The sequence below is a fragment of the Streptomyces sp. NPDC096012 genome, from assembly GCF_040426375.1.
GTDB lineage: Bacteria > Actinomycetota > Actinomycetes > Streptomycetales > Streptomycetaceae > Streptomyces.
In genome coordinates, this window is the sequence record NZ_JBEOTD010000009.1 from 205,476 (window position 1) to 227,206 (window position 21,731).

Consider the following 21,731-nt stretch of genomic DNA (forward strand, 5'->3'; position numbering starts at 1 on the left):
GGGGGTGTGACGGCTCCGGCCGGGGTGCGGTTCCCGTCCGCGTCCCGGGCGGTGCTCACCGGGAACACGTGGAGGCGCTAGAGGACGGACGCCTCGCGCAGGGTGAGCCGGTCGAGCCGGCTGAGCAGGCTGAGCAGGTCCTGCTGTTGCTGGGCGAGCCGCTCGACGTGCCGGCGCAGCCAGGCGATCTCGTCGCGCAGCAGCCGTACGTCGGTCTCGTCGGTCACCGGCTCGCCCGAGGAGCCGCCGGGCATCGCGGTGCGGCCGGTCCCCGGACCCTGGGGTTCCGTGCGCACGGGGCCGCCCGGGTCCGCGTCGAAGTCCCGGTGGCGGAGGATCGACTCCATCCGGCGGCGCAGCGCGGGTCCCGGCTCGATGCCCAGGTCGTGGACGAGTCTGCGGCGGGCCCGTTCGTAGGTGACCAGGGCCTCCGCCTGCCGGCCGCACCGGTAGAGCGCGGTCATGAGCAGTTCGTAGAAGCGCTCGCGCAGCGGATGGACGACCGTCAGCTCTTCCAGCTCGCCGGTGATCTCACGCGCGGCCCCCGCGCGCAGGCTCGCGTCGTACAGGGTCTCCAGGGCGACGAGTCTGCCTTCCTCCAGCAGGGCGGCCTCCGCCGAGCAGATGGCGCCTCGGCCGCTGCCCTCCAGGGCCGCGCCCCGCCAGAGTCCGAGTGCCGCACGCAGGACGTCGGCCGAGCGGGCGGGGTCGGTGGCGAGCAGCGTCCGGCCCTCGGCGACCAGGCGTGTGAAGCGGCGTGCGTCGACGTCCGCATCGAGGTCCCCCGGGCGCAGCATGTAGCCGGTGGGGTGGGTGGCCAGCCACTCGTGCTGCCGCTCCCCCGGTCCCGCCGGAAGCAGTCTGCGCAGCCGGGCCACGTGCGCCTGCAGGGCGTTGGCCGCGTTCGCGGGGGGTTCGTCGCCCCACAACTCGTCGACGAGACGGCCGGTGGGCACCACCTGCCCGGCCTTGACCACGAGGGCGCCGAGCAGGGTGCGCTGCTTGGCGCCCACGGGCACGATCCGCAGATCGGTGCGGGCGTCGCAGATCTGCACGGAACCCAGAATCCGAAACTCCATGCCGTCCTCGCACGGGGATATCCAAAGAGTCCTCGGCACCGTAGTCGGCATGCCCGGGGAATGCGGGATCCACCACCCGGACCCAGGTTTGCGTGGAGTCTTTCTCCAGGGAATGTCAAGGACGCTCGGCGGCCGGCTCCGGGAAACCCACCCGCACCGGGCGCCGGTGGTAATGGCCGACCAGGGCGAGGAGCTTTCGGCCCGGCAGGTCCGGCAAGAAGTCGCTTCCGCCCGTCGGGGCGAGCCGGGCGAGCAGTCCCATGATGAGCGTGTCCCCGTCGCGATAGGCGGTCGAACGCTTCGTTTCCGTCGCCATGGCTGGAAAGATAACAGCACGGGCCCGGCCGGAACAGGTGTCCCGGCAGCCGTCACCAGCGCGCCGATACCGCGTCAGCGCCGTGTCAGCGGTCCGTCAGCGCCGGTCGGGCAGTGCCGCTCGAGAAGCGCTCGACACCGTCTCGCGCGGCTCTCGACGGAAGCTGCACCCCCCCTCGCGGCTGGCCCGCGAAAACCGCAGGGGAATCGCCGTTGAAGACACCATCTGAAGCCTCGCCGACGCACTGATCCGGCAACAGCGGAAACGATACGGAGGAAGAATGAACATAAAAGTTCTGGGCGCGCTGAACGCGGAAGTGAACGGAATCTCGATCGTTCCGACGGCGGGCAAGCCCCGCCAGATCCTGGCGCTGCTCGCCCTGAACCCCGGCCGGGTCGTGCCGGTGCCCACCCTGATGGAGGAGATCTGGGGCACCGAGCTGCCGCAGAGCTCGCTGACGACGCTTCAGACGTACATCCTGCAGCTGCGCCGTCTGCTGGGCACCGCCATGGGCCCGGACGTGCCCGGTTCGGCCAAGGACGTGCTCGCCACCCGCTACGGCGGCTATCTGCTCCAGATCCCCGCCGAGGCGGTCGATGTCTACCGTTACGAGAGGCTCGTCGTGGAGGGCCGGAAGGCGTTCGACGACGGCCATGACGCCGGCGCGGCCTCCCTGCTGCGTGAGGCGCTGGACCTCTGGGAGGGGCCGGCGCTCGTCGACGTCCGGCTCGGGCCGGTGCTGGAGGTCGAGGTGATGCGGCTGGAGCAGAGTCGTCTGGTCGCCCGAGAGCGCCGTATCGACGCCGAGCTTCGACTGGGCCGGCACGTCGAGCTGATCCCCGAGCTGACCGACCTGATCGCCCGTCATCCGCAGCACGAGGGGCTGCACTCGCAGGCAATGGTGGCCCTGTACCGCTCGGGCCGGCAGGCCGCCGCGCTGGATGTGTACCGCCGGCTGCGTCAGCGCCTCATCGACGAACTCGGGGTGGAGCCCTCCCCGCAGCTGCAGCGCATGCACCAGGCGATGCTCGCGGTCGATCCCGGCCTGGACGTCGCCGCGGGGCCGCGCCGCACGTCCACGTTCGACCTGTACGCGGCCTGATGCCGGGAGCGAGCGGCGAGGCCCCTCCCTCTGCCGACAGGCCGGCACTCGCCGTCAGGGTCTCACCCCATCCTCCCGCGGGCCGCTGTGCGGACGCAGGGCGACCGGGCCGCGCGCGGCGGGGGCGCGCGGCCCGCGGGCCCATGCCATGCGTCATCCCCCCATCGGGCAGTGATGTCCGATGGGGGGATGCGTTGCGCGGCGACAGCGATCGTCCTGCGCGTGTTCCGGTGTGCCGGGGACCGCTGGGTACGGCGGTTTCACGGCACCCACTCCCCCGGCCCGGCCGGGCACGGTGGGCCGGAGGACGGTGGGTGTCAGACCGTGCGGGCGACCAGGCCGTGGCCCGCGGTGTTCGGCGCCGCCGGTGAGTTCTCCGGACGGGCCACCAGGATGGAGCGCTGCAGCCGGCTGAGCGCGGCGGACGGCTCCAGGCCCAGCTCGGAGACGAGCGTGGTGCGCAGCCGCTGGTAGGCGTCGAGCGCCTCGCCGCGCCGGCCCGAGCGGTGGAGCGCCAGCATGAACTGCCCGTGCAGGCTCTCGTGCATCCGGAACTGGTTGACCAGCACCGTCAGTTCGGGCAGCAGTTCGCGGTGCCGGCCCAGCCGCAGGTCGGCCTCGATGCGCTGATCGAGCGCGCACAGCCGCGCCTCCTCCAGCCTCCTGGCCTCCATGTCGATCCGGATGCCCGCCTGGATGTCGGTGAGCGCGGGTCCGCTCCACAGCGAGAGCGCGTCCGCCAGCCGGCGGGCGGCGCCGGTGTAGTCCTCCGCGTCCATGGCGCGGTAGCCGGCTCCCGCGCCGCGTTCGAACTCCCGGAAGTCGACGATTCCGGCCCGCGTCTCCAGGCGGTAGCCGCCGGGGACGGTGGCGAGGATGTCCTTCGGGGTGCACCGCTCGTTCCCGCCGTGGGCGAGCGCCTCGGCGATCAGCTCCCGGAGTTGCAGCACGTAGGTCTGCAGCGTGGTGCGTGCGCTGCGGGGAGGCTTGCCTCCCCACAGCTCCTCCACCAGAGCGTTCACGGAGACGACCTGATCTGCGTGGAGCGCGAGCAGGGCGAGAACCTGCCGCGGTTTGGGCGCCGTCGGAACGACGGACACCCCGTTCTCGCGCACTGATAGCGGGCCCAGCACATTGATGTCCACATTCTCCCCCATGAGTTCAGGCTGAAGACCGGTACTCGGCATGTGCGCTTCCGATGCCGCGGCCCGATGCTCTGCCTCGCAATTGGACCCCCCGATAAAAAAACAGCACAGTCGGTTTGTCAATCCAAGACGGCTCAAGACTCGCTGAAGCGACGCATTTCAGCCACTACATATCAAACGGACGTTCGCCCTCCTCCCGACCCGGCCAGGAGAAACCGCAGGCTGACCCGCACATTCCGCTTTCACAGCGCACAGAGCAGCGAAAACAAGGCGCCACTGGAAGTCCGGAACGGGCGGGCTGAAAATGCGCAGTTCCCCGTCCTACGGGATGACGCGAGCGGGCAGGGCCGTGGAGGCACGCCGACCTGCGCCTCCGCCCGGCCGTGAAAGGCCGCCTGAAGCCTCGGTGGGAAAAACGTGTCGGTCTGTTTGCTTCGAGACGTCGGGCCGGCTTTTCCACCGCGCTTGTGGGCGGCTCGGCGCCCGGCCGGGGCTCGCGCATGACACCACGCCGAGCCGGCGGGCGCGCCGGCCGGCGTCCGGGGGTGACGAGGCGTCAGCGGTGGCTCCGCGCGCGGCGGAGCGCGTCGGGGGCCTGGGGGCCCGCGGGCAGCCCCGCCCCGGAGGGCGTCCGCCGGCGCGGCCGGCCGCCGTGCTACTGCGGCGGGTTGCCGTGCTTGCGCGAGGGCACCTCGGCGTGCTTGCTGCGCAGCATCGCGAGGGCGCGGCTCAGCACCTCGCGGGTCTCGGCGGGGTCGATGACGTCGTCCACCAGGCCGCGCTCGGCCGCGTAGTAGGGGTGCATCAGCTCGGCCTTGTACTCCTTGACCATGCGCTCGCGTGCCGCGTCGGGGTCGTCGGCCTCGGCGATCTGCCGGCGGAAGATGACGTTCGCGGCGCCGTCCGCGCCCATCACGGCGATCTCGTTCGTCGGCCAGGCGTAGGTGAGGTCGGCGCCGATGGACTGGGAGTCCATGACGATGTAGGCACCTCCGTACGCCTTGCGCAGGATGATCGAGACGCGGGGCACGGTGGCGTTGCAGTAGGCGTACAGCAGCTTCGCGCCGTGCCGGATGATTCCGCCGTGCTCCTGGTCCACCCCGGGGAGGAACCCGGGAACGTCCAGGAGGGTGACCAGGGGAATGTTGAAGGCGTCGCACATCTGGACGAACCGGGCGGCCTTCTCACTCGCCTCGATGTCCAGGACGCCGGCCAGGGTCTGCGGCTGGTTGGCGACGATCCCGACGACCTGGCCGTCGAGGCGGGACAGGGCGCAGATGATGTTGCGGGCCCAGCGCTCGTGGACCTCCAGGTACTCGCCGTCGTCGACGATCTCCTCGATGACCTTGGTCATGTCGTACGGGCGGTTGCCGTCCGCCGGGACGAGATCGAGCAGCGCCTGTGACCGCCGCGCCGGCGGGTCGGTGCTCGGGCCGTGCGGTGGATACTCGCGGTTGTTCTGCGGCAGCAGCGAGAGCAGGTACCGGACCTCCTCGATGCACGTCTCCTCGTCGTCGTAGGCGAAGTGGCAGACGCCGGAGGTCTCGGCGTGGACGTCGGCGCCGCCCAGGCCGTTCTGGGTGATCTCCTCGCCCGTGACCGCCTTGACCACGTCCGGGCCGGTGATGAACATCTGCGAGGTCTCGCGGACCATGAACACGAAGTCGGTCAGCGCGGGGCTGTAGGCCGCGCCGCCCGCGCACGGACCGAGCATCACCGAGATCTGCGGGATGACCCCGCTCGCCCGGGTGTTGCGCTGGAAGATGCCGCCGTAACCGGCCAGCGCCGAGACGCCCTCCTGGATACGGGCACCCGCGCCGTCGTTCAGCGACACCAGCGGCGCACCGGCCGCGATGGCCATGTCCATGATCTTGTGGATCTTGGTCGCGTGGGCCTCGCCCAGCGCACCGCCGAAGATCCGGAAGTCGTGGGCGTAGACGAAGACCGTACGGCTCTCCACCGTGCCCCAGCCGGTGATCACACCGTCGGTGTACGGCTTCTTCGCCTCCAGCCCGAAACCGGTCGCCCGGTGCCGGCGCAGCTGCTCGACCTCCTGGAAGGAACCCGGGTCCAGGAGCAGCCCGATCCGCTCCCGCGCCGTCAGCTTGCCCTTGGCGTGCTGCGCCTCGGTCGCCTTCTCGCCGGGACCGGCCAGCGCCTCCGCCCGCACCGTCCGCAGTTCGGCGACGCGTGCACGGGTGGCGGCCACCTCCTCCGAGACCCGGGGTATGTCATTGACAACGCTCACGGCGTATCCCTCCCACGTGGTGAGGCCCGGAGGAGGTCGCTCCCGCCGCCAGACCGCCTGTGCGGCTGATGCAGGCGGGGGTACGGGCCGCAGACGAATGAGCCATGGACGACGGCGGCTTCACCGCCAGCTGTAGGGGGAGCGGTAGGCGGCGGCCACCCGTTCGGGGCGCCACCGCGGCGCGCCGGGGCTCCGCCGCACGCCCGTGTCCTCGCTCTGGTCGGCCATCAGCGAGAGCAACACGACGGTCACGGCGGCCAGTTCCGCGTCCGTGGCCCGGCCCCGCTCCACCCGGAGCAGAGCGTGCGCGCCACCCGTCGGCCCCGAGCCCCCTGGGGCGAACCCGTCGTCCATGCCGCCTCCTCTTTTCCGCAACCGTCCGGCATCGCGCTCAAGAGGAGCTTTGGGCCCGCTGGAACAGCACTCCGCTCAGTGGACGCGGGCGTGCCGCTGGGCGCCGTGGGTCACCAGGTCGGGCACGCGCTCGGGGGCCGCCGCCAGCCAGGGCAGCACCAGGGACCAGAAACGGGCGAGGCGTTCCGCGGTGGGCCACTCGGCCTCCGCCATGGCGATCACCGCGAACCCGACCGTGGCCGCGACGATCGTCGTCGTCGCGTCGTCGGCCGAGACGTCCTGCGCGAGCTCTCCCGTGTCCCGCGCCTGCAGGACCAAGTCCCGCACCAGGCCGCGCCACCAGTCGAGCAGCTCCGCGTCACCCTTGCGCGACGGGTCGCCGCTCAGTTTCAGCCCGGCCCGGAGAACGGGGTCGTCGGCGGCCGCGAGCACCAGACCGAACGCCGTACGCACCAGCACCTGCAGCGCGGACCCGGTCGTGCTGCGGCAGCCCTCGGCCAGTCGCTCTCCGGAGTCCGCCGCCTCGGACTCGATCTCCCTGGCCAGGTCGTCCTTGCTGGCGAAGTGGAAGTGCAGGGCGCCGGAACTCACCCCGGCGCGTTTGCTGATCACGGAGAGGGAGGCCAGGGCGTACCCGTCGGCGGCGAACACCTCGGCCGCTGCGCGGATCAGGATCTGGCGCGTGCGCACCGCTCGGTCCTGCTTGGCCACCACGCTTCCTCTCGCCCGGGAACGGGGATCCTAACAAACCGCTCGCTTGGTATGTTTGTCGGGGTGCGTCCGCACGTCCCTCCACGCCGGGTCCGCACACGGGCCGCCGGCACGGACTTGCCCGCCCCGCCACGCACGTGTCCTTCAGCCTCATGCGCCGCCCGGAACGCAGCGGGACTCCGCCATCCCGGGCCGGGATGGCGGAGTCCCGCCGGCCACGCCGTGTCCGTGTCAGTCCGCCGGAGTCAGGATGACCGGCAGCTCCCGGTAGGAGTTCATCAGGAAGCTCTGCATGGGCCGCAGTTCCTCCGGTGAGCAGGCCAGCCGCATCCTGGGGAAGCGCTCGAACAGCTCGGCGAAGGCCCCGGTGGCCTCCACCTCGGCGAGCGGGGCGCCCATGCAGCGGTGCGTGCCGTAGCCGAACCCGATGCTGTTCTTCTCGCGGTCCGAGCGCAGTACGTCGAAGCGGTCGGCGTGCTCGCCGTAGCGCTCGGGATCCCGGCCGGCGGCGGCGAAGTTGACCAGGATCGCGTCGCCCTTGCGGATGGCCACGCCGTCCAGATCGATGTCCTCGACGGCGAACCGCATCGGCGAGTAGGCGCCGGGGGTGTGCACGCGCATGGTCTCGGCCGACACGTCCTGCCAGGTGGCCCGGCCCGCGCGAACGTGCTCCAGCTGCTCGGGGTGGCTCAGCAACGCGCCCAGGGCATTGGTGATCAGCGCCGCGGTGGTGTCCTGACCGCCGGCGATCATGAGGAAGAGGGTGCCGAACAACTCCTCCTCACTGAGCCGGTCCCCCTGGTCCCGCGCTTCGATGAGCGACGAGGTCAGGTCGTCGCCCGGCTCGGCCCGGCGAGCCGCCACGTGGTTGGCCAGCAGCATGAAGGCCTCCATGCGGGCGGCCTCTATCTCCTGTCCGGTGAGGGTCGTACCGAAGACCTTGTGCAGCGCCACGCACAGCGCGTCCGTCGCCTCTCCCTGCGGAACCCCGAACAGTTCGCAGATCACCCGCATGGGCAGCAGTTCGGCGAAGCCGGCGCGCAGGTCGACCGGCGTGCCGGGCGGGACGGCGGCGAGCTTGTCCACGAGTTCCGCGGTGATCGCGGCGACCCTGGGCCGCAGCTCCTCGGTCCGCCGGGCGGTGAACGCCCCGGCGACCAGCCGGCGCAACCGGGCGTGGCTGTCGCCGTAGGCGAACAGCATGTTCTCGTTGGCCACCCACGGATACAGCGGCCAGTCCTCGGTGATCTTCCCCTCGATGAACGCGGGCCAGTGCAGGCGCGGGTCCTTCGAGACGCGCTCATCGGTCAGCAGCCGCTCGATGTGCCGCTGCCGCGTCACCGCCCAGGCGATGACACCGCCCGGCAGCTCCACCCGCACGGCCGGGCCCTGGGCCCGCAACATCGCCGCCTCACCTGCCAGGTCGCGCCCCGTCACATCGAGGGCGTAAGGGCAGGACGTCGTCTTCATGGTCGTTTCTCCCCGGGTCTCGGTCGTGCACGTGTCTGCGTCGTGCCGTGCCCAGGGGAGGGGTCCCCCGCCCTCCCCTCCGAGGGCGCACCGATCCCACGCCCCCAACGACTGTTCAGTTGTGCTGTCCGGGCCTGGCCCGGTCGTGCGTCAGCCGGCGGCGCCGGCCTGTTCCGCGGCCGGAACGGTCTGGTCCGGCGCGCCCTCCTCTCCTGCCTCACGCAGCTTCATCGCGGCCTCGAACACCCGGGCCCCCCGGTCGGCGGCCGTGTCGAGCTGCATGAGCACCGCCGGGACCGCGATGCTCGCCATGAGGTGCCGTTGCAGATCCGCCACGCGCTCCGGCAGATCGGCATGGTCGGACATGATCTTCGACAGCACCTGAACGCCGGTGAACGCGCCGACGAACATCCGGGCCGCCGCCTCCACGTCGACGTGGGGCAGCAGCTCCCCGTTCTCCTTCGCCTTGCCCAGGAGGTCGATGTTGTGCCCGATCCAGGCGCTCATCGGCAGCCGCCGGTCCAGGGCGTCGTTCGGGGCGCCCTGGTCGACCGTCAGCCTGATGCTGCCCTGCACGACCGGGTCACCCTCGGCGAGGAGATGAGCGAGCAGAAACGCTTCGTCCAGGCCCTGCTGCAGTTTCAGCTGCTGCTGCGGCGCGGCCGGCATCGCGGCGAGCTGGCCGGCCAGGACCGCCTGGGCCAGCTCCTCCTTCGAGGCGAAGTGGAAGTAGAGGGCGCCCTTGGTGACCTCGGCCCGGTGCAGGATCTCGGAGATCGTCGCAGCCTCGTAGCCGACCTCCGCGAAGACCGCGGCGGCCGCGACGAGGATGGCCCTCCTCGTCCTGATGGCCCGTTCCTGCAGTGCCACGGTCCGATACCTCCGCGCAGTTCATCCGATCCTGCCGTAGAAAATAAACCGGCGGGTTTGTATTCCGCCACCCCCCAAGTCCAACGGTCAACCATAGAGGGGCTCTCGCCCCGGCCATGCGTCCACGCGCCCGTTACGGGCGTTCGGTTACGCATGCACTTCATCGGAAGGAAACCTTCCGCTTGGTATTTTATCCTCCCGATCCGCAATACTACGCGCGGGGGCACCCTTGAACCGCCGGTCGGAATAGGGTATTCCGCTCCGGACCCACTCGAATCACCGTCAAGAACCGTACTACCGACCGGTTGTGATTTACCTCTAATCGGCTTGAAGAGAAAACCGGTGGGTCCGTATCTTTTGTGGTCTGCACATCCAGCTCCGGATCTGCGACAACGGGGAGAGAGGGTCATGGCCCTTCTGACAGTCCAGCCCGGCACGCGTCCCACCGGCGAGCCCGCGCAGCACCCGCCAGACCTGGTCTCGCGCGCGAACGACCCTTCGGCGGTGAGCGATCCCGCGGGAACGGCGGCCGCGCCGGCCGCCGAACTGGCCCGGCTGCTCTTCGGCCGGGACGACGAGCGGGAGCGGGTCCACCACAGGTGGCGGCGGCTGATAGCCGACGACACCTTCCGTCATCGGCCGGGCCGCTCCCCCGCCGAGCAGGCGGCCCAGTCCTACCGATGGCTGCGGCTGGTCAACGACACGGCCGGAGACCCGGAGCGCCTCGCCACCGACCCCGGTCTGCTCGCCGGACTGCACGAGTGGGCGGCCATCGTGGACGGCGGCGGAGGCCTGTGCACGGTCGCCAGCATTCACTACAACCTGTTCCTCGGCAGTCTGCTCGACCACGACACCTCCGGCCGGGACCTGTCCGAGTTCACGTCGCTGCGCCGCACCGGTACGTTCCTGTGCACCGAACTGGACCACGGCAACGACAGTGCCGCGCTGGAGACGACCGCCGAACTCGACCGCGAGACGGGCGGGTTCGTCCTGCACACGCCACACGCGGGCGCCGAGAAGTTCATGCCCAACACCAGCACCACCGGCGGCCCCAAGACGGCCGTGGTCGCCGCCCGGCTCATCGTGGACGGCCAGGACCAGGGCGTGTTCCTCTTCCTGACCCCGCTGAGCGACGAGCGCGGCCTGCTGCCGGGCATCCGGGTGCGCCGGCTGCCGCTGCGCCCCGGCGCGCCCGTCGACCACTGCCTCACCGCTTTCGACCGGGTGCGGCTGCCCCGCGAGGCCCTGCTGGAAGCCGAACACGGCCGCTACGGCGAGGACGGCACCCTGGTCAGCAACGTGGGCAACCGGCGCAAGCGGTTCCTGCGTTCCATCGGTCGGGTCACCATGGGCAAGCTGTGCATGAGCGGTGCCGCCGTCGGGGCGGCGCGGGCCGCCCTGGCCATCGCCGTGCGCTACGGCGAGCACCGGGAGGTGGCCGGCCCGAAGGCGGGTGAGCGCATACCGGTCAACAGTCACCGCAGCCATCACGGCCGGCTGCTCACCTCGCTGGCCTCCGTCTACGCGATGACGTTCCTGCACCGCGCGGCCCTCGCCGACTGGGCCGCGCACACCGAGGACGACCGCGCCGACATCGAACGCACGGTGGCCGTCGCCAAGGGGTGGATCACCTGGCAGGCCCGCTCCATCACCATCGAGGCCCGCGAACGGTGCGGTGCCCAGGGCCTGTTCGCGGTCAACGGGTTGATCGGGCTGCCCCAGTACACCGAGGGGACCATCACCGCCGAGGGCGACAACCTGGTGATCTGGGCCAAGGCGGCGGCGGAGATGCTGTTCGGCCACGACACCGCGTCCGGTGAGATGCGGCAGGCGGGACCCGACGCGCTGACCGACCCGCGGTATCTGCACGGGCTGCTCGCCCGGTCCGAGGCCATCTGGCAGGCACGGGCCCGCGTCGCTCTGCGCCGCGGTCCCGCCAAGAACCCGGTGGCCCGCTGGAACAAGGCGTCCTCGGCGGCTCTGGAGATGGTCGCCGCGCACGCCGTGCTCCGGGCGGCCGACGCCTTCATCGCGGCGGCCGAGCAGGCGGCTGATCCCGAGGCACACAGGCTGATGGCGCGGCTGTGCACGCTGTTCCTGCTGGACCAGCTCGCCGGGCGCACCGGCGATCTGCTGGCCGAGGGGCACCTGAACGCCGAGCAGGTGCGCGAACTGCCCTTCGTCATCGACGAGATGATGGACGAACTGGCCCCGCACCTGACGACGCTGGTCGACGCCTTCGACCTGCCGGAGGAGTACCTGGCGGGCGTGCCCATCGCCAACAGCGCCGCCGTCTGCCTCGCCGACCACGCGAGCGCCGGCGAGTACCCGGACTCCGCCTCCTGAGAGACGCCCCGGCACGGCGTGACGGCCGGCGGGCGATCGCCGGCCGTCACGCCGTATTCACGCCCCGGGCGCCCGCCCCGACGAGCGCGTCACGACGGGTACGACGGAACCCCGCCCCTGGCTTCAGGGGCGGGGTTCCGTCGCGCGCCGGCCGGGGCGCCGCGGACCGCGTCGTGTGCCGTACGCGGCGGGATCGGTCGGGCCGCGTGGTGCCGCGCGCCGTGACCGGGCCGGACGCCGAGCGTCCTCCGGCCGGGGGTTACCGGACTCGGCCCGGCCACGGCGGCGGTGTCTCAGGTGGTCACGCGTCGGCGGCCAGCGACGGTTTGGGCGCCGCCTTCGGCTCCGGAACGGGCCGCGGCGGTCGCACGAACACGAACACCGCGATCGCCGCGACCAGGCTCAGGCCCGCGGCCACCAGCAGGATCCCGTCCAGGGCGTCGGCGTACGCCTGGCGCACCAGGTCCGCCACGTCGTTGCCCCGGGCGATCAAGGTACCCGCTTCGCCGTTGCTGAGCGGGCCGACGAGGTCGTGCCCCGCGGTGTGCTCCAGCTTGCTGTGGAAGACCGCGCCGAGCACGGCGACCCCGAACGCGTAACCGGTCTGGCGGAAGGTGTTGACGGCGCCCGACGCCATGCCCGCGCGCGGCCCGGGCACCGCCGCCATCGCGGCGGCGGACAGCGGGCCCAGCACCAGGCCCGCGCCCAGGCCGACGAGGAACAGCCCCGGCAGCACGACGGCCCGGCCGGATCCCGGGCCGAGCGCGGTCTGGGCGAGCACGCCCGCGGCGATGAGCAGCAGGCCCGTCCCGATCAGCCGGCCTGGTGCGAACTTGTGCATCACCCGGCCGAGCACCATGGACACCGTGAAGGTGGTGAGGCTGGCCGGGAGGAACACCAGACCGGCCTGGATCGCGCTGAGGCCCAGCACCGACTGCAGCCAGAGGGTCAGGTAGGCCCAGTAGGCCCAGGCCGCCGCGGGCAGGGCCGCCGCCGCGAGCAGCACCGTCGGGAAGGACGGGTTGCGGAACAGCGAGAGGTCCAGCATCGGGCTCTCCCGCCGGCTCTCGACGACGACGAACACGATCAGGGCGACAGCGGCGAGGGCGAACATCCCGAGGGTGAGGCCGGAGCTCCAGGACCCTCTGATCAGCGCGTAGACGAGCGCGGCGATGGCGACGGTGAAGCTGACCATGCCGGGCAGGTCGATGCGCTGCGGGTGGGGATTGCGGGACTCGTTCACCGCCATCAGGGTGAGGACGATGGCGACGACGCAGACCGGCAGGTTCACGAAGAAGATCCACCGCCAGCTGAGGTTGGAGGTGAGCACGCCACCGAGCACCGGTCCCGCGGCGGAGGCGGCGCCGTTGACCGCGGCCCAGGCGCCGAAGGCGATGCCCCGGTCCCGGCCTTCGTAGGAGCTGGTGATCAGGGCCAGTGTGGTGGCGAACATCGCCGCCGCGGCCAGGCCCTGCAGCCCGCGCGAGGCGATGAGCAGGCCGACGTTCCCGGACACGCCGCACAACAGCGAGCCGATCGCAAAGAGTACGAGGCCACCCAGGTACACGCTGCGTCGCCCGATCCGGTCCGCGAGCGAGCCCGCGGTCATCACCAGAGCGGCCAGCACGAGCGCGTACAGGCTGAGCACCCACTGCAGGTCCGAGAGCGAGGCGTCCAGGCTTACGGACATGTCGGGTAGCGCTACGGTCACGATGGTCACGTCGACCAGCAGCATGAAGGTGCCGGCACAGATCGCGACAAGCGGCAGCCACTTGCGCATGTTCAGGATCCTTTCAGTCACGTTATATGGGTGACACCTCAAAGCCGCCCGGTGTGACAAGGAGCCGGAAAAATAATGGGCGGGAGCGCCGGGGTGAGCGCTCCCGGAGGCGGGAACGGGTGCGGCGACCGCTCGTCTCCGGGCGGTCGCCGCGTGTGATGCGCCGACCGGATGCGGTCAGCCGGGGATGGCCAGCTCCAGCCGGTCGAGGCGTTCGGGGTCTCCCATCACGTCGATCTGCACGATCCTGCCGCGCGAGACGATGAATCCCATGACCGAGACCGGCTTCCCGGCCACGGTCACGACCACTCCCGCGGCGCCGTTCACCAGCGCCGGCAGCACCCGCGCGCTCGGGCGCTCGAACATGATCGCCCGGGCGGCGACCGCGGTCGCACCGTGGACCACGACGGACGCGTCCGGACGTGCGGGCCCCTCGTCGGCTCGCAGCACGACGTCGGGGTCGAGGACGGCGACGAGCGCGCCGAGTTCGCCGCGCCGCGCCGCGGCGAAGAAGGCGTCGACGACCGCCCGCTGCTGGGTGAGGTCGGGATCCGGGGCCGGGACCTCGTTTCCCCGCACCCGGCGCCGCGCGCGGCTGGCCAGTTGCCTGGCGGTGGCCGGTGAACGTCCGACCATGGGGGCGATCTCGTCGAAGGGCAGGTCGAACATGTCGTGCAGGACGAATGCCAGCCGCTCGGCCGGGGCCAGCGTGTCGAGCACGACCTGGAGCGCCAGTCCGACCGAGTCGGCGAGCAGCGCCGCGTCCTCGGGGTTCGTGCCGTTCGTCAGGCTGACGACGGGATCGGGTACGCGCACGCCCATGAAGTCCTCACGGCGCGCGCTGCGTGAGCGCAGCATGTTCAGGCACACGCGGACGACGACCGTGGTCAGCCAGGCGTCGAGGCTCTTGATCTCGTCGGTGTCCGACCGGCTGAGGCGCAGCCAGGCCTCCTGGACGGCGTCGTCCGCCTCGGCGAGCGAGCCGAGCATGCGGTAGGCCACCGCGCGCAGCCGGACGCGGTTCCGCTCGAAGCCCTCCGTCAACCCGGTGGGGTCAGTCATCAGGTCGTACTCCTCTGTCGCGACCTGCCATAACGGTGGCACCTCATATCTGTTCGACGTGACGAGCGAGCGGTCTTGCGCGGCGCGGGCGGCCGGCCGGACGCGGTGACCAGGGGTGTACATCGGCAGCGTACCGATGCCGACTCGAGGCACAAGTCGACTTCACCCAGGTGATGGTGACGGAGTGCCAGATGCGGGACCGGGGAGGGAAGGGCGGTCGCGCTCATGTGTCGCGGTGGCTTCGCGGGGGGCCGGGACGGGGGTGCTCGGGGGCGGGCCGGGCATCGGCGCCGCCTGCCACGACGGCGGCGGGAGGAAGGTGGGCGGCGGTGGGGGGCGGTTCGGCGGCCGGCTGCCGGTGCCGGGTGGTCTCGGTGTCCTTCTCCGTGCTCCCCGTCCACGCCCGGTCGGTCGCCGCGCCGATCAGCCGGTGCAGCCGGGCCCGGCGCAGCCGTCCGGTCGTCTCGTACAGCGTCTCGGCGAAGAGGGCGTGGGTGAAGCGGAACCAGCCCAGTCGTTGCTGGTCCTCTCCGATCAGGCCCGCGGCGATGGCGGTCTCGAGCGCTTCCAGGGCCGCCTCGATCTCCACCGAGGCGGCCTCGGCGACGACTTCGATGTCGAAGGTCCGCCCGGCGATCGCGGCGACGGACAGCAGCTTGGCCGCGGTTCGGGGCAGGCGGGCGATGCGGCGCAGCACCACCTCGCGCACCGGCACCGGCACCGGCGCCGTGTCCGCCTGCTCCAGAAGCTGTTCTCCGGTCAGCAGCCGGATGAGTTCGCGCAGGAAGAACGGATTGCCGTCGGTGCGGCTCCACAGGGCGTCCGCGGTGCGACGGCCGACCTCGCGGCCCAGGACGGCGCTCGCCAGGACCTGCGTCTCCCGCGCGCTGAGCCCCCTCAGTTCCACCCGGGTCATCCCGGCGCGGGCCAACGCGGCCAGGGTCTCCGCCAGGGGCGCCGCTTCGTCCGAGCGGTAGGAGACCACCAGCAGAAGCCTGCTCGTCGGCACCGACTCGGCCAGGTGGGCGAGCAGCCGCAGGGAGCTGAGGTCCGCGCGATGCAGGTTCTCCAGCAGGATGACCAGGGGCGTGGTGTCGGCGGCGTCGCTGAGGTAGCGGACGATCGCCTCGAACCGGCGCAGGGTGGCGCCGATCATGTCCGCGCCGTGCACCAGGTCCTCGGTCGCCCCTCGCAGCAGCTCGGCCACCGGCCCGGGAACCGGGCACTGCGGGAGACAGGTGCTCGCGGCCCGCAGCACCTGCTCCCAGAGCCACAGCGGGGGCGCGTCGACGTGCTCGGGGCAGGTGCCCGACAGGACCGGTACGCCGGACTGCTCGGCGAAGCGCCGCAGCAGGCAGGTCTTTCCGCTGCCCGGCTCCCCGGAGACGGTGACCACCCGGCCCTGGTCGGCCGCCGCGGCCAACGCGTCGGCCAGCTGCGCCAGTTCCCTGTCGCGGCCGACGAAGATCTCCTTGTCCGTGACCGGAGCGGCCGGCGTATCGGTGGTGTGGACCCGGGGTGTGGCCGTGGGGGCGTCGGTCGGCCGGACGGCCGGGCCGGCGGGGGGCGGCTGCCAGTCGAGGGTCGGGGCCTGGTTCAGGATCTCCCACTCGAGTTGCTTCAGCGTCGGTCTGGGGTCGATGCCCAGCTCCTCCGCGAGGCGCAGCTGGGTGGTGCGCAGCACCTCCAGCGCGTCCGCCTGCCGGCCGGCCCGGTACAGCGCCAGCACCAGCAGTTCACAGGCGTACTCGCGCAGCGGGTGCGTCTGTACGAAGGCCTCCAGTTCGGCCACCGCCATCTCATGGGCTCCCACGCCCAGCAGTGCCGCGCAGCGCATCTCGAGGACGGACAGGCGCAGTCCGTCCAGTCGCGCCAGCTCCGGCGCCAGCCAGGTGGCGCCGGCGACCTCGGCGTAGGCCTGTCCCCGCCACAGCGCCAGCCCGGTCTCGAACAGGGTCAGCGCCTGCCGCGGGTCGCCCCGGTCCCACGCCTGCCATCCCGCCCTGGCGTGTTCACCGAAGCGGTGGACGTCGACGTCGACCACGCGGCTGTCCACCAGATAGCCCTGGGGGCACGTGCGCAGCACCGTCGCCGGTGTCCGCGGTGCACGCCCCGGTTCCAGCGCCCTGCGCAGGTTGGCCACGTAGGCCTGCAGCGAGGTCACCGCCGACGGCGGCGGGTGGCCCGCCCACAGAGCCTCCAGCATCAGATCCACGGTCACCGGCTGTCCCACCCGGCTCACCAGCAGTGCGAGCAGGGCGCGTTGCTTGGGCGCCCCGAGATCCACCAGCCGGCCGTCGACGACCGCCTCCAGCGGGCCCAGCGCATGGAACTCGACCATGACCCGCGTCTTCGGCGGCTCGGCCTCGGTCCGTCGGACCTGGGTCCTCGGCGCGTGCTGCGAGGTCCCCACAACTAGGGCGTCGGTCATGTGCCGGGAGTTCCCTCCCTCGGATGGGAAGGTCCGCATCAGGGGCCCGGTGAGCCGGGCGGCAGGCGGCCCGCTCCGTTCTGTTCGTCGCGGTGGCGCAGTGATGCGGACGGGCGTTGCGGCCACCGTAGTGGGCCGATGTCCAACACTGCTCGAAGGCCGCTCGACGCCGGTCCGGCGGGCGGCACCGGGGCAGGGCCCGGCGACTCATCCGAAGCGGGACAGCCGCCCCCGGGCCCGCCGAGCGGACCCAGGAGCGGCTGCCACGGGACGGCCCCGGTGCCGGGGCCGGTCGCTCCCGGCTGTCACCACTGGGTGAGCCAGCCGACCTGGTAGTCACCTCCGTGCTGCTTGGTGAGGACGTTCATCCGGTTGACGGTGTTCATGAAGGAGATCAGGGACACCAGCGCGCCGAGCCCGTCCTCGTCGTAGTGCTTGGCGGCGTTCTGCCAGGCCTCGTCGGTGATGCCCTCGGCGCCGTCGGCGAGGCGGGTGCCCTGTTCCGCCAGCTCCAGGGCGGCCCGCTCGGCCTCGGTGAACACGTTGGTCTCCCGCCACACCGCGACCAGGCCGAGCCGCAGCGTGGTCTCCCCGTGGTGCGTGGCCTCCTTGATGTGCATGTCCGTGCAGAAGCCGCAGCCGTTGATCTGGCTCACTCGCAGCGACACCAGTTCCACCGTCCGGGTGGGCAGCTTCGACGCGTACGCCCTCGCTGCGGCGCTGACGTGCTTCAGGAACTTGACCGTGACGGGGTTCTCGTAGACGTTCAAACGGCCACCCATGACCGACTCCTTCGCTGTGCCGTTGATGGTGCTTATACCTGTAAGACCCACCGGCCCGACACGATGTGACAGGAGCGGAGGTGACGTGGGTCACCGCGCCTCCGGCGGGCCGGTCAGAAGCTGTTCGCGGCGTCGGCGACCTCCTTGAGGACCTTGCGCTCCTGCCCGGTCGGCAGCATGACCAGGACGCGGTCGGCGCCGGCCGCCGCGTACTCGTCGAGCGAGTCGAGGTGGGCGAGGGTGACGGTGATCTCCATACGCCCGCGGCCGGCCGTGGCCGCGCGCTCCTGCAGCTCGGCGACCCGCGCCCGGAACAGCCCCGAGTCGTCGTGGTGGCCGGGCATCCACCCGTCGCCGTAGGCGAGCACCCGGTCGAGGGCGTTCGGGTGGTCCCCGCCGACGAACACCGGCGGCCTGGGCTTCTGGAACGGCTTCGGCCAGGAGTAGATGGGGTCGAAGTCGACGAAGTCGCCGTGGTACTGGGCCTGGTCGTTCGTCCAGATCTCCTGCATCGCGGCCATGCGCTCGGCCATCAGCTTCATCCGGGTGCGGGGGTCGGTGCCGTGGTTGCGGATCTCCTCGCGGTTCCAGGGCGAGGCGACACCGACGCCGAACAGCAGCCGTCCCCGCGACATCTGGTCGAGGGTGGCGATCTCCTTGGCCAGATAGATGGGGTCGCGCTGCACCACGAGGCAGATGCCGGTGCCGACCCGCAGGGTCGTGGTGACCGTGGCCATCGCCGTCAGCGTCAGGAGCTGGTCGCGGTTGCGGTGGAAGTCGCGGGGCATGTCGCTCGTCGCCGCTTCGCCCAGGTCGTCGCGGTCCGTGAGCTTGACGGTGTCGGAGGTGCCGGCCCAGGAGGTCCCGCGGTTGACCGGCACGTGGCTGTGGTCGGGCACGAAGACCGACTCGAGGCCGAGTCCCTCGGTCTCGCGGGCGAGTTCGAGCGGGTCGATGCCCTCGTCCGTGTTCATCCAGAACACACCGAATTTCATCTTTTCTCCACCTCGTTGTCGCGGACGTTGCGTCCGAACCGGTGTTCAGGTCATGCGTCGGGCAGGTGTGAGGCACGCGTCGGCGGCCCACCGGCGGTCCGGCGGGCACTGGCTCCGGGGCCCGGTGAGCGGACCCCGGAGCGGCCGGAGCCGGCCAGGTGCTAGATGTCCGCGGTCTTCGTCGCCGACACGATGGCGTGGACGGGGAAGGAGTCCGCCGGCATGTCGGCGGGGCTCTCGTACGTCACCTCGCCCCACTCGAAGCCGCGGTCCTCCAGCATGCGCCGGTACGCCGACAGCTTCACCCCGCCGCCCTGCCCCATGGCGCAGCCGAGGAAGAAGGCGGGGTAGAAGTCGACGCAGCGGGGGTCGACGGAGTCCTTGTTGTTCTCGGCGTACAGCGGCACCAGCAGGTTCAACGTGCCGCCGACCTTCAGGGCCTTGTTGGCGGCGCCGAAGATCTCGAACACCTTGTCCTTGTCCCACAGCGCGAGGAAGTGCTTGATCAGTACGACGTCGAAGCCCTGGGGAACGCTCTCGAAGACGTCACCGCCGACGAACGAGCAGTGCTCGGCCACACCGTGGGCCCGGAAGTTCTCCAGGCACTCCTCCTCCTTCTCGGGCAGGTCGAACGTGGTCACCCGCAGACCGGGCGAGGCGTTCAGCTTGTAGGTGTGGATCGCGCCGAGCCCGGTGTTCCCGGCGAGGTCCAGCACCCGCGCGCCGGCCGGGATCTCGACGTTCTTGAAGAACCAGGGATCGACCCGGGCGGTCTCCGAGTCCATCGCCGTCGCCCAGGACTCCCGCAGGTCCTTGTGTTCGGCCACGGCGCCGAACAGGGTGCCCTCGTAGCCGTAGAACTCCTTGAGGCCGACGACCGTCCCGGCCTGCACGCTCTCGGTCAGGTAGAAGCCCTGCCGCAGGACGGTGACCTTCACCAGGTCCATGAAGGCGAGCACCCGCTTCAGGTCCTCCCCCACGACGTCGGCGAGCGTGCCGAGGGTGTAACCGCCGGTGGCGTCGTCGTAGGTGACGAAGTCCTCGTGGACCGGCAGGTTCAGCAACTGCTCGACGGCGTCTTCCTTGGCGCCGACCGCGCCGGCGAGTTCCGCCGCGGTCAGGCCGGGGCTCTCCCGGATCTTGTCGATGAGGCCGAGTTCGAAGCAGGACAGCAGGTTGATGAACCGCGTGGGTCCCACCATGTATCCGCGAAGTTGGGCGAGCGTAGCGTCTTTGGACACTTCACCGATCCTTTTCGAGTGGTCATCCACATGCGCCGGACGAACTGGTCCGATGTCCGGTCAGTGGTCGTGGGTCAGCAGTCGAGCGGGTGCGCCGGGGACCCTCGGCCGCACGGCGGTGCCCGCTCGCGGCGGCCGGCGCGCGGACGTGGCGGCGGCGCGGACGGCGCCCCCGCGCGGGAGCCGCCACCGTGGGTCCGCCGGCCGTGGGGTCCTCACGTACTGTGCGGAGGGAGGGATGCCGGTGTGCGCCGGCCGGACGCGGCCGTTGTCATCGGCCTGATGGGCCTCGTCCCCCTCCCGCCGCGGCGTGCAGCGAGTATGGACAGCAGGGCTTGGCGGGGACTGTTCGGCCGATTGGCGCCCGCTTGGCGGCGTCTTGGCGGGGCGGGCCGGGTCCGGACGGCCGGTTCGTGGGACACGGCGGACATACCGCTCCACCGCCTCTCGAGGACCGCTACGGATGCTTGGTGACCGGGGAGCACGGGGGCACCCCCGCCTTGACAAGTCGATCCGAAGGGATTCCTGTGACGAGCCCGGATGCCGTACTCGCCCGGATGCGCGAGTACATGGTGGGACCCACACGGTTCATGAACCTCTATGCCTGCTTCGAGCTGGGCATCGTCGACGCGCTGCGCAAGGAGGCCGGCCTGACCGCGGCCGGACTCGGCGAGACCGTCGGCGCGAAGCCGGACGCCGTGGAGCAGTTGCTGCATCTGCTGGTGAAGGAGGGCTTCGTCACCCGGGACGAGGCCACCGGCGGCTACACCCTCGCCGCGCTCGCGGACGTCGCCGAGGCGGATCTGCAGCGTGCCCTGACCTTCATGGGCATGATCAAGACGGGCATGCTGCGGCAGTTGTACTACCTCGCCGACAGCGTGCGCAGCGGCAACGTTGTCGGGCTGAAGGAGTTCTACGGCTTCGACGGCACGCTGTTCGAGGCCGCGGGCCAGGTCGCCGAGGTGCGCGCCGTGTGGGGGCCGCTGGCGCAGCAGGAGACCGCCAGTGTGTACCCCTGGTTCTTCCGGAGCTTCGACGTCCCGGACGGGGCGCGGGTGCTCGACGTGCTGGGCGGCAACGGGCTGGGCGCGATCATGACCCATCAGCTGAAGGGGTCGCCCGGTCTGCGGGTGACCACCTTCGACCGGCCCGCTCTGGAGGCCGAGTGCCTGCGCAACTTCGAGGCGCAGGGCGTGGCGGAGCACTCCTCGTTCGTCGGCGGTGACGTCCTGGAGGGCCTGCCCGGGGGCTTCGACGTGCTGCTGCTGAAGCACTTCGTGGACATGTACGACAAGGACGAGGTCCTCACCATCTTCAGGAACGCCCATCAGGCCCTGGTGCCCGGTGGGCAGATCGTCGTCCTGGCTCCGGTGTACCCGGAGGACATCACCGACACCGGCGACTACCAGGCCGACTTCTTCCCGGCCTACATCCTCGGCTGCGTGATGGGGCACGGCGGTCTGCAGAAGCTCTCCACCTACCGGAGCTGGCTGGAGGAGTGCGGCTTCGAGGTCACCGAGGTGACCGCCAAGGACCCCGCCGACATACCGGCGGACGCCATCATCACCCGCGTCGTCATCCGCGCGACGAAGCGGGGCTGAACCAGTCCGGAGCAGGTGACGCCTCCACATCAGGGGCGGTCCCGTACAGGGGCCGCCCCTCTGCGCGTGCGCACCCCGTTCGGGCGTGCGGGTGTGCCGTCGTCTCCCACCGCGACGGCAGCGGCGTGGGCGCGGCGGGGGGGGGGCGGGGGCCCCCCGGCGGCCCGGGGCGGGGCGCCGCGCCGGGGCGCGGGGCGG

General features: G+C 71.4%; 17 protein-coding genes. 3 read left to right on the top strand and 14 right to left on the bottom strand.

Features of this window, described 5'->3' with window-relative positions:
- Positions 1–77: 77 nt before the first annotated feature.
- Together ABVB68_RS12635 and ABVB68_RS12640 are read right to left on the bottom strand one after the other, a co-directional pair.
- Entirely contained in the window at positions 78–1,079 is a 1,002-nt protein-coding gene (locus ABVB68_RS12635) for an AfsR/SARP family transcriptional regulator (protein ID WP_353601039.1), read from the bottom strand.
- A 115-nt stretch (positions 1,080–1,194) separates the two neighbouring features.
- A complete protein-coding gene (locus tag ABVB68_RS12640) occupies positions 1,195–1,395 on the bottom strand; it encodes a hypothetical protein (RefSeq protein WP_353601040.1) in 201 nt (66 codons plus the stop codon).
- 280 nt (positions 1,396–1,675) lie between these two features.
- Here ABVB68_RS12640 and ABVB68_RS12645 point away from each other — a divergent pair, with 280 nt between their 5' ends.
- Positions 1,676–2,497: an AfsR/SARP family transcriptional regulator gene (locus tag ABVB68_RS12645; RefSeq protein WP_353601041.1), complete on the top strand. Its 822-nt coding sequence runs from the start codon at positions 1,676–1,678 to the stop codon at positions 2,495–2,497.
- A gap of 317 nt (positions 2,498–2,814) precedes the next feature.
- Here the strand turns inward: ABVB68_RS12645 and ABVB68_RS12650 are convergent, their stop codons facing one another.
- The 6 genes from ABVB68_RS12650 to ABVB68_RS12675 form a co-directional block, all read right to left on the bottom strand.
- Positions 2,815–3,642 (bottom strand): AfsR/SARP family transcriptional regulator, encoded by an 828-nt coding sequence (locus tag ABVB68_RS12650; RefSeq protein WP_353601063.1) that lies wholly within the window; start codon positions 3,640–3,642, stop codon positions 2,815–2,817.
- Positions 3,643–4,297: 655 nt separating this feature from the next.
- Complete coding sequence (locus tag ABVB68_RS12655; protein ID WP_353601042.1) at positions 4,298–5,890, bottom strand: acyl-CoA carboxylase subunit beta; 1,593 nt, start codon at positions 5,888–5,890, stop codon at positions 4,298–4,300.
- Between the two features lie 120 nt (positions 5,891–6,010).
- Positions 6,011–6,244: an acyl-CoA carboxylase subunit epsilon gene (locus ABVB68_RS12660; RefSeq protein ID WP_353601043.1), complete on the bottom strand. Its 234-nt coding sequence runs from the start codon at positions 6,242–6,244 to the stop codon at positions 6,011–6,013.
- A gap of 75 nt (positions 6,245–6,319) precedes the next feature.
- On the bottom strand, positions 6,320–6,955 hold the full coding sequence (locus ABVB68_RS12665; protein ID WP_353601044.1) for a ScbR family autoregulator-binding transcription factor: 636 nt from the start codon (positions 6,953–6,955) through the stop codon (positions 6,320–6,322).
- A 231-nt stretch (positions 6,956–7,186) separates the two neighbouring features.
- Positions 7,187–8,425: a cytochrome P450 family protein gene (locus tag ABVB68_RS12670; protein ID WP_353601045.1), complete on the bottom strand. Its 1,239-nt coding sequence runs from the start codon at positions 8,423–8,425 to the stop codon at positions 7,187–7,189.
- 150 nt (positions 8,426–8,575) lie between these two features.
- On the bottom strand, positions 8,576–9,295 hold the full coding sequence (locus ABVB68_RS12675; RefSeq protein WP_353601046.1) for a ScbR family autoregulator-binding transcription factor: 720 nt from the start codon (positions 9,293–9,295) through the stop codon (positions 8,576–8,578).
- A 408-nt stretch (positions 9,296–9,703) separates the two neighbouring features.
- Between ABVB68_RS12675 and ABVB68_RS12680 the strand changes: the two genes are divergently transcribed.
- Positions 9,704–11,641: an acyl-CoA dehydrogenase family protein gene (locus ABVB68_RS12680; protein ID WP_353601047.1), complete on the top strand. Its 1,938-nt coding sequence runs from the start codon at positions 9,704–9,706 to the stop codon at positions 11,639–11,641.
- 301 nt (positions 11,642–11,942) lie between these two features.
- Here the strand turns inward: ABVB68_RS12680 and ABVB68_RS12685 are convergent, their stop codons facing one another.
- The 6 genes from ABVB68_RS12685 to ABVB68_RS12710 form a co-directional block, all read right to left on the bottom strand.
- On the bottom strand, positions 11,943–13,442 hold the full coding sequence (locus ABVB68_RS12685) for an MFS transporter (RefSeq protein ID WP_353601048.1): 1,500 nt from the start codon (positions 13,440–13,442) through the stop codon (positions 11,943–11,945).
- A 156-nt stretch (positions 13,443–13,598) separates the two neighbouring features.
- The gene (locus ABVB68_RS12690) at positions 13,599–14,483 is read right to left on the bottom strand and encodes a sigma-70 family RNA polymerase sigma factor (protein WP_353601049.1); all 885 of its coding nucleotides are present in this window, start codon (positions 14,481–14,483) and stop codon (positions 13,599–13,601) included.
- A gap of 223 nt (positions 14,484–14,706) precedes the next feature.
- Positions 14,707–16,914, bottom strand: a complete 2,208-nt coding sequence (locus ABVB68_RS12695) for an ATP-binding protein (protein ID WP_353601050.1) — start codon at positions 16,912–16,914, stop codon at positions 14,707–14,709.
- A gap of 305 nt (positions 16,915–17,219) precedes the next feature.
- Positions 17,220–17,696 (bottom strand): carboxymuconolactone decarboxylase family protein, encoded by a 477-nt coding sequence (locus ABVB68_RS12700; RefSeq protein ID WP_353601051.1) that lies wholly within the window; start codon positions 17,694–17,696, stop codon positions 17,220–17,222.
- Positions 17,697–17,809: 113 nt separating this feature from the next.
- Positions 17,810–18,691, bottom strand: a complete 882-nt coding sequence (locus ABVB68_RS12705; protein WP_353601052.1) for an LLM class F420-dependent oxidoreductase — start codon at positions 18,689–18,691, stop codon at positions 17,810–17,812.
- A gap of 161 nt (positions 18,692–18,852) precedes the next feature.
- The gene (locus ABVB68_RS12710; RefSeq protein ID WP_353601053.1) at positions 18,853–19,932 is read right to left on the bottom strand and encodes a methyltransferase; all 1,080 of its coding nucleotides are present in this window, start codon (positions 19,930–19,932) and stop codon (positions 18,853–18,855) included.
- A 527-nt stretch (positions 19,933–20,459) separates the two neighbouring features.
- Between ABVB68_RS12710 and ABVB68_RS12715 the strand changes: the two genes are divergently transcribed.
- On the top strand, positions 20,460–21,533 hold the full coding sequence (locus tag ABVB68_RS12715) for a methyltransferase (protein ID WP_353601054.1): 1,074 nt from the start codon (positions 20,460–20,462) through the stop codon (positions 21,531–21,533).
- Positions 21,534–21,731 lie beyond the last annotated feature (198 nt).